A 16,063-nucleotide genomic window follows, 5' to 3' on the forward strand; every position below is an offset into this window, starting at 1 on the left:
AGTAGCACCCATCAAAAGTCCAAAACCAAACTAAACTAATTAACCACCATGAAGTACTACGCCCAAAACGGTCAAAATTATACCATTGACGACCACAACGAAATACATCGGGGAGGCGAGGGGCGCATAATGTTGTTGCCTAACAGCAATATGGTTGCTAAATTGTATTTTACAGGAGTGCAAACCTTACAGCTAGGGCATTTTAAGGCTTTGCAAAACCTAAATTCAGCGTGGTTTGCAACACCTAATGACTTGCTTTATGCCGACAAACATTTAACACAAATAGCCGGATACACTATGCCCTATTTAGGTAATCAAATGCAGCCTTTGGCAGCGTGGTTTAGTGCGGCGTGGCGGCAACGGCAGGGTCTGGGTTTGCCGCAGGTTTGGCAATTAGCCGAACAACTAACCCAAATTGTAGCACATGCCCACACACAAGGCATAATAATTGGCGATTTAAGCCCATACAATATATTGGTAAGCCCTAAAAACGAGTTAAAATTAGTAGATACCGACTCGTACCAAAGCGCAGCGCACAAGCACACAGGTATTCTTTACGACGAAATACGCGATTATTTATACAACGGGGTGGTAAACAAAGAAAGCGACTATTTTGCCCTTGCCGTACTGATTTTTCAGTTGTTAACAAATGTACACCCGTTTAAAGGGCAGTGCGCCCAATACCCCGCCTTGCGCGAGCGAATGATTCAAAAATTGCCAATTTTTGCCTCCAATATTAAAATTACTGCTCCCAAATGTTATGTGCCGATTAGTTTTCAGTTTTTACAACAACAGTTTGATGACTTGTTTTTACAAGGACACCGGGCACCGCTACAGTTTACTCATCCGGATAATATAAATAAAACCTTTAGTGCAATTACAAATCAAACTCCGGCAATACCCACCCTCATTACTTCCGGAAATTTATTGGCAAAAACCATTTATCAGCCACAAAAAAACGAGGTCATCCAAAAGATTACCGCTAATCAAAATCAGTTATTAATAAGCACTAATTTAGCCTGGTTGGTGTACAATGTAAGCGCGCAAGGTTATGCCCGCTTGTTGCACCAGTTTGAGCGAAGTTTGGGCGACGACCTTTTTATTGGGGAAAATAATATTTTGTTGTTGCGCAATAATTTACTGCACTTGCATAAAGAAAACGAGCTATTTAAAGCTTTAAAAAATGGGCAAATTACAGCTCGGAGCAGGGCAATATGTTGCAACAATTTATTAACCGTTGTTGATGATGATGTTTTTAAACAAATTTATATTGATGAATGTGTGGGCGGGTTTGTTCGCACTGAGGTTACACCTGTTTTTGGTGCCGGATTTAAAGCTGCCGCATCATCTGGTGCCGGATGGTTGCAGTTAGCAGGGGGGCAATCTTATTTGTGGTATCAATTAGGGCAAAAATTAGCCACTTTGCCTCTAAATGGTTTGCCCTGCCAAAATGCCTTTGTTTGTGGCGATGTGGGCATATTGGCCTTGCGCGATTTGGTTACAACAACAAACGCTGCAAACACACCTCAAAACATTATGGCCGCTACTAGTATGCGTTATGTATTTTTTAAAGCTAACGGTTTGCAGCTAAGGCTTGATACTAACCAAACCAACACCCCTCAACAACTTAAACATATAACACACCTGCCACATGCCCGCTTACTGCTTGAGCCCGCCGACAATGCCCTTTTAATACGCCGTACCGACGATTTTGCTCTTGTGCAGCAGCTAAATTGCCCCCTCATTAGCAACGACACCTGTTTATTTTATACTTCAGCTGGCATAGTTGCTTTAGAAGAAAATTGCTGTTATTTGCTAAACACAAATACAACCTAAACAACACAAAACAAGCAGCGAATTACTCCTTGTTTTGGCTTAAAACATTGCCATTTTTGGCGTTAAAAAAGCCTTAAACATGCTGGTTTACAATAATAATATAGTCAAGCATTTTATTTTTTTTGGCTATTATCCGGAAAAGGTTTGGTGATTTTAAAAATTAATTTGTCATTATTTTGTCATTTGAGGGTGCGATTAGTTTTGCTTGCTTTATCCGGAAAAGCTTATTGTGCAAGGGTTTCGACAAAACATTTAGGTCTCAAATATTATAAGTTGCGAAATTGGTTTTTTCCTCAAACTCCTTGGTTTTTAAATTTTGGCATCAAGTTTGACTATTTTCCTGCAAGCACCTACCCCATTTATGTTTTGTTATTTAAAATTTTATACAACAAACAAACTTGTTTGCTAAAAAAAACTAAGCATTGCCAACAAAACATAATAATATTTACTCAGCAACCATCTGACAAAGCAACTACCGATGAATACCTTTTTTGTTTTTTCATTACAAATAAAAAAATGGTCAGGCCGTTATGCCTTGGCTAAATTTACTGCCTGTTTATTATTTTTAATAGTAGTAAATTTAAGCGCCAGTTTATTGGCATGGGGGCAAAATAGCCCGCCAACCACCGAGTTTTATACTACCTGCACAACATCAATACCCATTAAACCAATTACCTTGTGTTTAACCGAAATAACCGACCCCGATGGCGATGCCTGGCAGGTAACAGAAGTTCATAGCACTTTCGATTGCAGCTTAAAAATACTAAACGATAATTGTGTAAAATACACCCCATTGCCCGGATTAGAAGGCGTTGATACGGTAAAAATAACTGTCTGCGACAAACAAACCCCTCCGGCTTGCTCTGAATCAATAATATTGGTTTATCTTGGGTGTTATGCCCCCAAAGCTGTTGCCGATGAGGTATTGTTTACCAAAACTGGTGTTATTTTTAATGGCAGTTTGTTAAATGCCAACAATAATTATAACGATGGCGCTTATTTGGCCGTTACCCAAAACGATGACGCTATTTGTGAGGCTATAGACCAAATAGCAAGCATTGTTAAAGCTCCGGAGCATGGTAGCTTTTCAATTCAAAATGGTGTTGAGGTATTTTATAAGCCCACCACCAACTATTACGGCACCGACGTTTTTGAATACGTTGTTTGTACCAATACGGCCACTTGTAATAAATGCGATACCACCCTTGTTAATATTACAATACAAGAACCCGATGCGCCTTGCAATACCGACCTTTACGAGTGCATTACCCAAACCGGAAGTGTTGATATTTGCCCGGCCTTTTGCACCCTGCAACCGAACGAAATTACCAAACAAAGTGCTACTACTAAAAAAGGTATTGTAAACCAACCTGTCTTAGGCTGTGCTACTTATTTTGCCAATCCATTTTTTACAGGTATTGATACCGTTGTATTTATAGCTTGTAATGCTGCCAACAGTTGCGACACCACCTTGGCTATTATTACCATTGACCCAAATTGCGGCACAAACCCACCCGTAGCCGTTGACGACCAAGCCACCACCGACCCTAACGTGGCCGTAACCATTTACGCGCTTAAAAACGATTACGATTTGGATGGGAACACCTTCTCGATTAATAAATTTACCCAACCAGCAAACGGGGTGGTAACAAAAACTGCCGATGGCTTTTTGTACCTGCCCAATCCGGATTTTATTGGCCAAGACTTTTTTACTTATACTATTTGCGATGCCAACAATATATGCGACGATGCAACAGTTACCATCTACATCAACCAGCCTTGTACTAATTATTACGAGTATTGTACGCCCAAACTAACGCCGGTAACTTTTTGTGCAGCGTTTTGTAATATTGCCGATTCGGAATCAAAAAAAATAATAGATGCCTCAACCACTTTTAATTGCAGTTTGCATATTTTAAGTGATACCTGTATTAAATATATTCCATTGCCCGGATTTGAAGGCGTTGATACCGTTACAATTATTGCCTGCGATACCCCAACCAATATATGCGACACCGTAAAAGTTGAAGTTAATGTAGGCTGTATAAAACCAACCGTTGTTGACGATGCAGTTGAAATAAATACCGCCCAAACTCCCAACGCCTCGATACCGGTTTTAAATAACGACTTTGATTTTTGTGGCTACAATTTAGAACCAACCATTATATTAAATCCTAAAAATGGAATTGCCAACGTAAATGCCGATGGAACCATAAAATACACACCAAACAGTAATTATATCGGAACCGATGTACTGCAATACATTGCCTGTAGCGATTGCAACAAAATAACCCCCAAGTGCGATACGGGTACCGTTACCATAAAAGTAGTGCATACGGCCTCGCAAACCGATGCCAAACCCGACGTAGTAACAACAACGCTTAATACTCCTCTTACCATAGACGTTAAAAACAATGATGTTTTTGAAGCCCCAGGTACTATTACCCTAAAAACTGCTCCAATGAATGGGTGGGCTACGGTACAGCCCAACGGCAGCATTAATTACGTGCCTAAAACCGGATACGCGGGCACCGATGCTTTTGTTTATATTTTATGCAACAGCGATAATGTTTGCGACGAAGCCTTGGTAAGTATAACCGTTTTAGACGACGGCAGCAACAAAAAACCCAACGCAATAAATGATGTTGCCAACACCGACCTAAATACAGAAGTAATTATTAATATTATGGGCAACGACAACGACCCGGAAGGCGATGTGTTAACCCTGCCCGAAATTATCGAAGTACCTAAAAACGGGCAATTAACTATTAACCCCGATGGCTCGGCAACATACAAGCCCAACAATGGCTATATTGGTACCGACCAATTTACCTACAAAGTTTGCGACCAGCAAGGCTTGTGCGATGATGCAGTTGTTGTTATTGCCATAGGTCAACCCTTGCCTAATGATGCCCCCATAGCTAACGACGACGTAGCAGCAGGCGCACCTAATGAATATTTGACCATCAATATTTTAAGCAACGATACCGACCCTAATCCACAAGACAAGCTAACGCCAAGTATAGTACTACAACCACAACATGGCACCGCTACAATTGACCCGCTAACCCATAACTTGGTTTATTTGCCTGCCGAAAACTATCAAGGGCCCGATGCAGTTACTTATATGGTGTGCGACAACGGCCTTCCCTCGTTGTGCGATACCGCTTATGTTCAAATTAGTGTAGGTAGTGTAAACGATGCCCCCATTGCCGTTAACGATACCGCTTTTACCGTAGTTAATCTTGCCGTATCGGTACTTGTGCTCGAAAACGACATGGATACCGACAACGATAAAGCCGAATTAACCATAACTATTATTACTCCGCCGGCAAATGGCAGCACTAAAATAATTGGTCAATTAGTTGTTTACACGCCTAATGCCGATTATATGGGTAACGATATTTTTACCTACTCAGTTTGCGACCCCTTAGGCGCGTGCGACACTGCTATTGCCTTTATTTATATGGCCGAAAAACCAAATGCTTTTCCGGATATTTACTATACCTTAAAAAATAATCCGGTAAGTTTTGACCCTATATTGAATGATACTGGCGAAATGATTTATATCAAAGCAACCGAAAAACCCACACACGGCAAAGTAGTTGAAAATCCGGATGGAACCCTTACCTATACCCCCAATCCGGATTATATAGGCTCGGATTATTTTATTTACGAAATTTGTGACCCAACCAATAACTGCGATAAATCATTGGTGACTGTAATTACCTTAAATCCGGATGCCAACGAACCTCCCGTTACGGTAAACGACCTGTATCAAACTAATCCGGATGAAGCGATAAACTTAGACGTTTTAGCCAACGATGCCGACCCCGAAAACGAGCCGCTTACACTTTCAAACCTCAATAACCCATCGAATGGCAATTTGCAGCAAAACGGCAACTTACTAATCTATACGCCCAACCCCGGCTTTACCGGCGAAGATATATTTACCTACGATGCCTGCGACCCACAAGGGCTTTGCACTACCGCTATGGTGGTGGTGCTGGTAGGCGACGGTACTGCTAACACCCCCCCAACGGCCAACGATGATGTAAAAACTACCCTCCCCGAAACACCCGTTAATATAGAACTGTTAAACAACGACACCGACCCCGACGCTGGTCAAACCCTAAGTGTAACGTTCATAACCAAACCCGTTAACGGATCGAGTATTTTGCAACCTAACGGCACAGTGAAATACTATCCTAATATAGGTTTTGAAGGCAATGATTATTTTGTTTATACCGTTTGCGACAACGGCAACCCATCGCTTTGCGATACGGCTTATGTTACAATTTATGTAGTTAACAGCAACCAAAATATAGATATTTACGCCGAAACTCCGGAAGATACCGATATTGAACTTTGCATAGATGCCTACATGACCTTACCCTTTGTAAGCGATACCATTATAGTACAAAATATGCCCCAAAACGGTTTCCCATATTTTCAAAACAATGCCAATAATTGTATCACCTACTCGCCAAACGCAAATTATAAAGGCAACGACGAATGGGTAATTATTGCCTGCGACGAAACTTTAACCCTTTGCGACACAATTAATATAAATATAAAAGTATTGCCCACTCCGGATGCTCCAACAGCTAACCCCGATGAGGCAACCTTAGAACAAGACACCGAAATTCTAATAGACGTATTACCCAACGACACCGACCCCGACGGCGATGTACTAACTGTGGACAGTATTACCCAGCCCACTAACGGACAAGTGGTAATTGAAAACGGTCAGGTAAAATACACCCCTAACCCCGGATTTATAGGTATTGACACCTTTACTTATACCATTAAAGATGAAAATGACAGCACCGCAACAACAACGGTAATTGTAACTGTAACCGAAAAACAACCTTCATCTGTTATAGTAATTGCCGAAGACGATTCTGTTGCTACCAAAATAAATAAACCTATTGATATTGAAATTTTAGAAAACGATACCTATAATGCCGACATGGCCTATGCCGTTCAAATTTTTGCCGACCCTATAAATGGCATCGCCGAGTTTGACCCTATAACAAACTTAGCCACTTACACCCCTTACATTGATTTTATTGGTATTGACTCGTTTAAATATATGCTGTGCATAGGCGATGTTTTCGACAAAGCAACCGTAATTGTAAACATTACTAAAAAAGACCAAACCAACGGCGGCGAAGATACTTTGTTAGCCATACCTAATGGCATATCGCCAAACGGCGACAATATTAACGACGAATTAATTATTGACGGATTAGACAATTATGATAATGTAAACTTATTTATTGTAAACCGCTGGGGCGATGCAGTTTATAAAATTGCCAATTACAACAATAATTTAGCATGGAAAGGACAATGGCTTAAAAACAATTCGCCAGTTCCCGATGGCACTTATTATCTTGTATTAGAGTTAATTAAAAACGGGCAAGCCCCCGAAAAGCGGAGTGCCTTTGTTGAAGTAGTAAGGTAAGCAAAGAAACATTTTTATAAAATTATATTCAGGGACGATTTATAATACAAAAACAGTCCCCCCACAAATTTGAGGTAGTGCTTTTTTTCATAGTTGCTTGAACTTAGCCCCAGTAAAATGGGGCTAAGTCTTTTTTGGGGAAGGTTTTAACAAGGGTAAGTGCCAAGCGGGTTGTTTTAGCTATGCTTTTGTAGTTAATAGATGCCACATTTTTTGAGCAACTCGTGCAGATGCACCCTCACCGCCTAAGGCTTGCCGTAATTGGTGGTAGTGTGCCAGTTGTTTTTTCCGGATGGGGTTATCCGGATGTAAAAGTGGTGTTAAATTATTTTTAATAGCATCAACGGTCATCTCGTTTTGTATAAGCTCGGGCAAAACAGGGGCATCGGCTATTAAATTTACCAACGATATATATTTAATGCCTCGCACTAACCACCGGGCAATTTTAAAGGTAAGGGCATTAGTTTTGTAACAAACTACTTGCGGGGTGCCAATTAGGGCGGTTTCTAAGGTGGCTGTGCCCGACGTAACCAAGGCAGCGGTAGCTATGTGTATCAACTCGTAGGTTTTGCCCTGTAAAATTGAAACAGAGCAGTTTTGGGGCAAAGTCTCTAAAAATTGTTGGTAATACGTAAGGGGCAATCCGGGAGCAGCAGCAATGGCAAAATGAAGGTCTTTAAAATAAGTGGCTGCTTGTAACATAACGGGTAGTATGCGTTGTAGCTCTTGTTTGCGGCTTCCGGGAAGCAGTGCTACAATAGGTTGGTTAGCAGGCAAATCCAAACTTTGGGGGCTAACTGTTTGTGACGAAGGCAAGCGTTGGGCAATAGCATCGAGCAGGGGGTGGCCACAATAAGTTACCTGCCATTGCCAATTTTGCTTGTAATATGCCTCTTCGAAGGGCAAAATAACAAACAAATGGTCAATATGTTTTTTCATAGCCTTAACACGCGAGCTTTTCCAAGCCCATACTTGCGGCGATATATAGTACAAAACTTTGTATCCGGCATTTTTGGCAAATTTTGCTATGCGCAAATTAAATCCGGGATAATCTATAAGTATTACAACATCGGGGTTAAACGCTTTTATATCTTGCTTGCAAAAGGTCAAATTTTTTAATATGGTACGCAAGTGCAGCGCCACTTCTACAAACCCCATAAAAGCCAAGTGGCGGTAGTGTTTTACTATATGACCACCGGCAGCCTGCATTAAATCGCCGCCCCAGCACCTAAATTGGGCGTTGGCATCGAGGGTTTTTAGTTGGTGCATAAGATTGGCCCCGTGCAAGTCGCCCGATGCCTCGCCCGCGATAAGATAGTATTTCATGGCTGTAAATGGTTTTTGGCTGGTGGCTATTGGCTGGTAGCTATTGGCTATTGGCTTTTAGCTATTGGCTATTGGCTGGTGGCTATTGGCTGGTGGCTTTTGGCTGGTGGCTATTGGCTATTGGCTGATGGTTTTGGGCTAATTATAAAATATAAAAACAATTAAAAATCAATTTGTTGGGGAGGAGGTGGCAATGCGCCGGCATTATCAGGCGGGGGTTGTGGGGTGGGCAGTTGTGGTGGGTTTAATTTTTGGTTGAGTTGGTGGCGTTGGGCATCGCGGTTTGTTTTTTTGGCAAAATTGCGGTGTGCGGCCTCCGTAAGGTCAATTCCGGTTTGGTTGGCAATACAGGTAAGTACAAATAATACATCGGCCATCTCGTCTGCTAAATTTTGGAGGGGCGCCTTAGCCGTATCGTCATTAGGTTTGAACGATTGCTCGCCGTGAAGCCTTGCCATAATACGAGCTACTTCGCCCACCTCTTCGGTTAAAATAGCCATATTGGTTAATTCGTTAAAATATCGAACGCCGGTGCTGGTAATCCACTGGTGTACGCTTTGCTGGTATTGGCGCAGGGTAATATCGTCGCTTAATATGGGCATGGTTTAGTTTTGAATTTTGAGTTTGGTTTGATTTTTTTGTTTCGATAGGTATATACGAGTTAAGCGGGTGCCTACGTGCGACAGCTTATCCGGAAAAATTGCTAACTATCCGGATGAACCAAAAAAACAAATAATTAATCATTTAATTGTCAAGGCAAAGGTAAGTTTTTTGTTTTGGTTTTAATCTTAGCTGCCTATTAGCTTTAAAACAAACAGGCAATTTTACGTGCTGATTAAGTTAATAAATTAAATATCTTCTGGTATTTGCCCTTTGGTGTTTATGTTTGCTAAAAAATATTGAGCAAAATACTATTTAGCTGAGGTGTTTTATGTAGTTTTGTCGCAACAACCAACTACTGCTAATTGTTTTGCGTTATGTACCATTAAATTAAGCCCTGTTAATATTCGCAATTGTATTAGTAGCTAAAAAAAATGTATATCGGACGAGTAAAACAAAAATTAACTTGCAGCACTTAAAAAAAATGTATCATTTAGTTTATAAAAAGGTGAGGTTGTTGGTAATAACACTTTTGTTAATGTGGTTGCCAACCGGCTTTTTTAATGCCGTTTTAGCACAAACATTACAATACTCGCGCCCGCAAAGCCTTTCGGGGCGTATTACCGATTTTGATGTTTTGGGCGAAACTGTCGAGGGTATTTTATTACTTAAATGGGGCGAACGCCAACAAATAATAGAAGCTTATGACCCAATTAGCCTTGATTTGCGCTGGCGCAAAGAGTTGCAGTTTGAACACAAAAGACTTCAGGTGGTGCAGGCAAACCTTACCGCCGAGGGCAACGTGCTGCTGTTTTTTACCACTACCCAACGCAAAAATAAAATTTTACACGCCTGCCTGATGCGCCCCGACGTACTGCCTATTATACGAGACGTAGCCATTGATACCGCCCTAATGCGGTTTGGCATAACCCCTACGCGCTACGAAATAACCGTTTCGCAAAACAAACAACATTTTGCCATCATCCGCTCGAATTACAGTTTTAGCGGCTTAGACAACGTAGAGGTATTAACCATTGACCCTGCAAACCTAACCCTTTTGCAAAGGCAAACAACCACTATACCCGAAAAATACGAATTTTTAGAGGTTTTTGCCAACAATAAAGGAACTGTATTTTTAACAAAAGCACAGGTTAGGCACACTATTTTAGACGATACCCGGCAATACAATAACCTGCAATTAGCTATTTTTGAACCTGCCGGCCAAAAAAAAGAAATTGAAATTGAAAAAGGCGACTATCAATTAACCGATATACGTTTTAAACCCGATAACAAAAATAACCGCTTAGTAGCCGCCGGATTTTACTCGGAAAAAAACCAAAATTATAGCAATGGTTATTTTTATATGTTTATTGATTTTGACAATTACACCCTAAGCCAAAAAATTTTTATGCCCTTTAAAACCGACCGCATAAACGATATACGCGATAAAATTAGCGTAAAATACCGCGACAGGGGCAAAATATACAGTTTGGCAATTAAAGATTTGGTATTGCGCAATGACGGCGGCGTTTTACTTGTCGGCGAATCGTTTTTTACCTCGCAGCAAAACCTGCCCCGCTCTACGTTCGACAATTACTATTCAAGGCAATCTATTACCATAACCAGCTATTATTACGAAGATATTTTTATTTTTTCAATAAATCCCGATGGCAGCGAACTATGGGACCAGGTACTTTTTAAAAAACAATACTCCGAGAAAGATGGCGGCTACTACTCATCTTTTGGGGTGGTAAATACCCGAAAAAACCTGCAACTATTGTTTAACGAAGACATTAACAGCACCACCAATTTAAACAGCTATCAATTAACCTATAAAGGCGACTATAAAGTGCTAACCCTGCTAAATACCCGCGAACGCAGCCTTACCATTGCGCCAAGGTATGTGCGTCAAATATCTGACAGCGAAGCCATATTGCCCGCTTTTACAAACCGAAACGAGTTGCTATTGGTTAAAGCAACCTTTAACAGCCCGTAAAAAAAACAACCTAATAAAAAAACATACCGACTGACTAAATAATATGAGAATTATTTTTTTTGAAACCAAGTTGTTTGATGGTTATAAACTCCGCAGCATTTATCTATCCGGATATATTGCCCCGGCCATTGCCCTGACAACTGTGTTTTTTATACTTGCTATATCCGGATTTGGATGTGTTAAACCCGAAACTTTTCCTGTTGAGCCAATTATCACGCAGGTCGAAATTTTGCCCGATACCATTAAACAAACACCCTTTGCCACCAACGAGCAAGAAACCAAATTTACTATCAGAATACATTTTACAGACGGCGATGGCGATATAGGGCAAATTTGCCCTAACCCGCCCAACCCCAACGACCCGCCCTGCCCCGAAGACAATACCTTTATTACCGACAACCGTACCGAGTTTACTTTTAAGTATAAAATACCGTATTTAACCCCTCCGGGCAAAAATAAAACCCTGCAAGGCTATATAGACATTGAAAAAAATGACGGTAGTTGTTGCCTTCCGGTAAACCCCGACGATGTGCCTTGCTCGCCAATAACTGAAGTGCTGTACCCGCCAGCCGATACTATTCATTATACCGTTCAAATTAAAGACCGGGCCAACCATTTTAGCAACCTTTTTAAGGCCCCACCTTTGGTATTAATTTGCAAATAAGCAGTTCTTAATCCATTTCGTTCAATTGGTATAATTATAAAAATGGAAATTGATAAATCAAAATTTAAAGTTTGGACTTGGAAGCAGCCATTAACGCTTCTTTGGCTTATTAATCCGGTAATTGCAATCAACGAATTATTTTTAGGGCAAAGAATCCCGAAAATAATGTTGGTAGAAAAAAACTCTTCGAAACTATTAATAGAAAAAACGAAAGTTCCCTGCCCTCACTGCAAAACTATTCATTCGGGGCTTAAATGGTCAACAAAAAATAACGCCTTCAAAAATTGGTTTGGGCTTTACTGCGATAATTGCGGCAAAACAATTCCTTGTTTGACTAATTTTACAAGTTACTTGCTGCTCGCCTTAACTTTTCCAATATGGATTTGGTTCAAAGACAAGTGGAAGAAGGCTTGGCTTAAAAATCAACCTGAAAGGTATAAAAACTTAGATTTAGAAAATGTTCCAAGCCCATTTGAAGGCTATGGCTGGGTGAGAAAAGGGCTTAACTGGGGCCTGTTTATGTTTATTTTTATGACCCTTATAGCTCCTTTAATTTTCAGCGAAAGTATTACCTTAACAAGCACAATCATTAAATTTTTTGGCTGGGCAATTGCCGGACTTATTTATGGATATACAATGAAACTATTAGCCAAAAGAACCAACCCCAAATAAAACCATATACCGGATTAGGTGTCATTTCAAAGGAAGATTTTAGGATGAAAAGCGGCAATAAATTGTAATTTTGCGCTTTGTAGTATTGCCCAACGCAAAATCTAGGCGTAAATTTAAGACCAACCACACTAAATAGTATTTTGTTTATTTGTTTATATTGTTTTTTACTTTATCTATGTCCACAACAACAACATCATCATCTTTAACAAACGAGCGTGCTGCTTTGCTACAAAGCATTGACCAAAAATACGTGGCTATTGACCAAAACACCGACACCCACTTAGAGGGGCTACTTTGGGCAAAACCTATTACCTATTGGGACTATATTTTAACCGACTCGTTGCTTAACCTGCAAATACAACGCACCACCCTACCCGATGAAATGGTATTTATTATGTACCATCAAATTAACGAACTGTTGTTTAAAATGATTTTGTGGGAAATTGACCAAATAAGCAATACAACCCAGCTTGAAGCAGCGTTTTTTATAGAAAAACTGCGCCGCATAAGCCGCTATTTCGATATGCTATCGAACTCGTTTGATATTATGGGCGACGGAATGGAAATTGCCCAATTTTTAAAGTTTAGAAACACCCTTACGCCCGCCAGTGGTTTTCAAAGTGCACAATACCGGATGATTGAGTTTGCCTCGACCGAGCTTATAAATTTAATTGATTACCGTTTTAGAGCAACCATTGACCGCAATACTCCCTACGAACATGCCTACGACCACCTGTACTGGCAAGCCGCCGGAAAAGACCACGCAACAGGCAAAAAATCGCTTCTTATTACTAATTTTGAGGCAAAATACAAAACCCTGTTTTTAAGCAAAATGGAGGGGTATAACACCACCAACCTCTATACCAAATACAAAACACTGCCCGAAGCCACCCGCAATAACCCCGACCTAATTGCCATGATGCGCCACTACGACTATACCGTTAATATAAAATGGGTTATGGCGCATTACCACGCAGCCTATAAATATATTGGCGGTGGGGAAGCCACCGGCGGCAGCGATTGGCGTAAATATATGTTGCCTAAATACCAAAGACGTATCTTTTTCCCAAGTTTGTGGAGTGCCGATGAATTGGCAACCTGGGGCGAAAACGAAGAAGCATAAATTGTAGCGCAGATAAAATAATATCCGGATAAACTAACCCAAGCACATTCGTACTGCATTAATTTTTATCCGGATAAAAAAAATTGGCTATTCTTACTTAAAGCACCTGTAAGCAAACAAGCCTAACAAGCAAGGTTAAAACTCGTGCACAACTAAACCGCTTCGCAGTTTAGGCTCAAACCACGTTGATTTTGGGGGCATTACCTGTCCGGTATTGGCAATATCTATAAGTTGTTTAATGCTAACAGCCGGCACCGAAAAAGCACAAGCCATTTCGCCGCTGTCAACCCTTTTTTGCAGTTCGGCCATACCCCGTATTCCACCTACAAAATCAATACGCTTATCGGTTCGCTGGTCTTTAATGCCCAAAATTGGCGCTAAAACATAGTTTGATAAAAGTGTAATATCTAAAGCGGCAATAGGGTCTTTGTCGTTATAGGTGTGGGGGTAGGCTTGCAGCTGATACCATTGTTTGTTCATGTATAAGCCAAACATGTGTTTTAAGCTTGGCTTAAAGGAGTTTGTCATTTTTTTTACGGCAAAATTGGCATCGAGCTGCGCTAAAAATTCATTGGGACTTAAACCGTTTAAGTCTTTAATTACGCGGTTATAGTCCATTATTTGCAATTGATTATCAGGGAAAAGTACCGATAAAAAATAGTTGTAAGCCTCAGTACCGTTATGTTTTGCATTTAGTTGTTTGTGTTGTAGTGCCACTTTAACCGACGAGGCTGCGCGGTGGTGGCCGTCGGCAATATAAATAGCAGGCACTTGGGTGGCAAACAGGTTTTCGAGCTGTTTTATGGTGTTTGGCTGGTCAATAACCCAAAGGTGGTGTTCAATTTTATCGGCAGTAGTGAACGAAAAAGCAGGCGGTTGGGCTGTTGTTACCTGGTTTACAATAGCGTCAATAGCCGGCAAAGCTTGGTAAGCCATAAAAATAGGCTCGCTGTGTAGTTTGGTGGCCATCATGTGGTTAATGCGGTCTTGCTCTTTTTCGGGGCGGGTAAATTCGTGTTTTTTTATCAAGTCGGCTTCATAATCGGCAACACTGTTAAGGCCGCAAATACCCGTTTGTGTGCGGCCATTCATAGTAAGCGCATATACGTACAAGCAAGGCGTGGCATCGCGAGTTAATATTTTTTGGGCTACAAAATTTTCAAAATTTTTCCGGGCTAAGGCATATACCTGGCTATCGTAAGGATTGGTGTCGGCGGGCAGGTCAATTTCGCTGCGGCTAATATGTAAAAACGACCATTCATTGCTTTCGGCTTTAGCTTCGGCGGTATTTAACACATCGTAGGGACGTGCGGCGACCTGGCTGGCAATGGCATCGCTTTGGGGGCGCCATCCGGAAAAAGATTTTAATACAGTCATAAATTAATTTTTAGGTTATTACTCCATCCATATTTAAACCCGGCACTTTATACAAGCAAGCAATAGGGGGGCAAAATATTTTAAACAGATGTGTTATATTATAAATGTTTCATTGTTAAAACAATAAAAATACAGTTTTGTTTTGTGTTTGTGCAATGTTTAGTTATTTTTGCCCTTCTTGTTACAGGACAAGGCAAACAAGCAACAAATAGTTTCATTTTTTTACTACCTATGGTGTTTAAAGGCCGCTACAATTACAGAAATACTTTAAGCACAGATACAGATTCAGATGCCAGTTTGTGGTATCCGGGATTTGTTGATTTATTTGCCGCTGCCTTTATAGTTGCCTTGTTTATGTTGGTATATCATTATTTTGCATCGGGTAGCACGCTTGAGTTATTGGGGGTGCGCGCCAAACAAGCTCAATTTTTGCAACTTTTTGAGCGCGAATTTGCCGCCGAAATTGCCGCCAACCAAGTAAACTGGCAGCTAAATGGCAATTTGCAACGCCTTAATTTTGGCGAAGAATTGCTTTTTGAGGTTGGCCAAGACACACTAAGCCGCCGCGGTATGTTGGCCTTAGATAGGTTTTTACAAGTGGTAAACAAAACATCCGGACAACTGCCACAACAACAGCTCACAAGTAGCACCGAAAATACCACGGCACTTTACCGACATATTCAGGTTGAAGGGCATACCGACTCGCTAACGGTGCATTACCACCCCAACAGCCCCTTGTCGAAGCGCGGTATTAAAGATAACTGGGACCTGGCCGCCGCACGCGCTAATAATGTTGTGCGATATTGCTTGCAAAAAAGTAAAACACTGCCGCCCAGCCTATTTTCGGCCTCTTCGTACTCGTGGTATCAATGGCTGCAAAATCCCGAACAGCCCATGTACCAAAACCGAAAAGTAAGCATTGTTTTAGTCTATACTTTGTAAATTTAAGACAAGACAGGGCAAGGCAATTTTTATTCATATCTATATACATCCGGAAAATTA

At 40.9% G+C, this 16,063-nt stretch carries 11 protein-coding genes; 8 read left to right on the plus strand and 3 right to left on the minus strand.

Annotated features, from left to right (window positions below; all coding sequences use genetic code 11):
• Nucleotides 1-48: 48 nt before the first annotated feature.
• Both IPI59_01350 and IPI59_01355 read left to right on the plus strand, forming a co-directional pair.
• The gene (locus IPI59_01350) at nt 49-1,836 is read left to right on the plus strand and encodes a hypothetical protein (protein MBK7526215.1); all 1,788 of its coding nucleotides are present in this window, start codon (nt 49-51) and stop codon (nt 1,834-1,836) included.
• Nucleotides 1,837-2,314: 478 nt separating this feature from the next.
• Nucleotides 2,315-7,303 (plus strand): tandem-95 repeat protein, encoded by a 4,989-nt coding sequence (locus tag IPI59_01355; protein ID MBK7526216.1) that lies wholly within the window; start codon nt 2,315-2,317, stop codon nt 7,301-7,303.
• A 180-nt stretch (nt 7,304-7,483) separates the two neighbouring features.
• On the opposite strand, the gene lpxB is transcribed toward IPI59_01355, so the two are convergent.
• The gene (gene lpxB, locus IPI59_01360; GenBank protein ID MBK7526217.1) at nt 7,484-8,629 is read right to left on the minus strand and encodes a lipid-A-disaccharide synthase; all 1,146 of its coding nucleotides are present in this window, start codon (nt 8,627-8,629) and stop codon (nt 7,484-7,486) included.
• A gap of 15 nt (nt 8,630-8,644) precedes the next feature.
• On the opposite strand from lpxB, the gene IPI59_01365 reads away from it, so the two are divergent.
• Nucleotides 8,645-8,794 carry a hypothetical protein gene (locus tag IPI59_01365; GenBank protein ID MBK7526218.1) on the plus strand — a complete coding sequence of 50 codons (150 nt, stop codon included), beginning with the start codon at nt 8,645-8,647 and terminating at the stop codon, nt 8,792-8,794.
• Here IPI59_01365 and IPI59_01370 read toward each other — a convergent pair.
• On the minus strand, nt 8,791-9,231 hold the full coding sequence (locus IPI59_01370) for a nucleotide pyrophosphohydrolase (GenBank protein ID MBK7526219.1): 441 nt from the start codon (nt 9,229-9,231) through the stop codon (nt 8,791-8,793). The two genes, IPI59_01365 and IPI59_01370, sit on opposite strands and share 4 nt — an antisense overlap.
• Before the next feature lie 536 nt (nt 9,232-9,767).
• On the opposite strand from IPI59_01370, the gene IPI59_01375 reads away from it, so the two are divergent.
• From IPI59_01375 to IPI59_01390, 4 genes are all read left to right on the plus strand, one after another.
• The gene (locus tag IPI59_01375; protein ID MBK7526220.1) at nt 9,768-11,225 is read left to right on the plus strand and encodes a hypothetical protein; all 1,458 of its coding nucleotides are present in this window, start codon (nt 9,768-9,770) and stop codon (nt 11,223-11,225) included.
• A gap of 43 nt (nt 11,226-11,268) precedes the next feature.
• Nucleotides 11,269-11,889 (plus strand): hypothetical protein, encoded by a 621-nt coding sequence (locus IPI59_01380; protein ID MBK7526221.1) that lies wholly within the window; start codon nt 11,269-11,271, stop codon nt 11,887-11,889.
• 42 nt (nt 11,890-11,931) lie between these two features.
• Nucleotides 11,932-12,561 (plus strand): hypothetical protein, encoded by a 630-nt coding sequence (locus IPI59_01385; GenBank protein ID MBK7526222.1) that lies wholly within the window; start codon nt 11,932-11,934, stop codon nt 12,559-12,561.
• A gap of 175 nt (nt 12,562-12,736) precedes the next feature.
• Entirely contained in the window at nt 12,737-13,684 is a 948-nt protein-coding gene (locus IPI59_01390) for a tryptophan 2,3-dioxygenase (GenBank protein ID MBK7526223.1), read from the plus strand.
• 135 nt (nt 13,685-13,819) lie between these two features.
• Here IPI59_01390 and IPI59_01395 read toward each other — a convergent pair whose 3' ends face one another.
• On the minus strand, nt 13,820-15,061 hold the full coding sequence (locus IPI59_01395) for a DUF1015 domain-containing protein (GenBank protein ID MBK7526224.1): 1,242 nt from the start codon (nt 15,059-15,061) through the stop codon (nt 13,820-13,822).
• Between the two features lie 150 nt (nt 15,062-15,211).
• On the opposite strand from IPI59_01395, the gene IPI59_01400 reads away from it, so the two are divergent.
• Nucleotides 15,212-16,003, plus strand: coding sequence for an OmpA family protein (locus IPI59_01400; protein MBK7526225.1), 792 nt, complete (start codon nt 15,212-15,214; stop codon nt 16,001-16,003).
• Nucleotides 16,004-16,063 lie beyond the last annotated feature (60 nt).

The organism is Sphingobacteriales bacterium, assembly GCA_016706405.1.
In the GTDB taxonomy this organism is placed as follows: domain Bacteria; phylum Bacteroidota; class Bacteroidia; order Chitinophagales; family UBA2359; genus BJ6.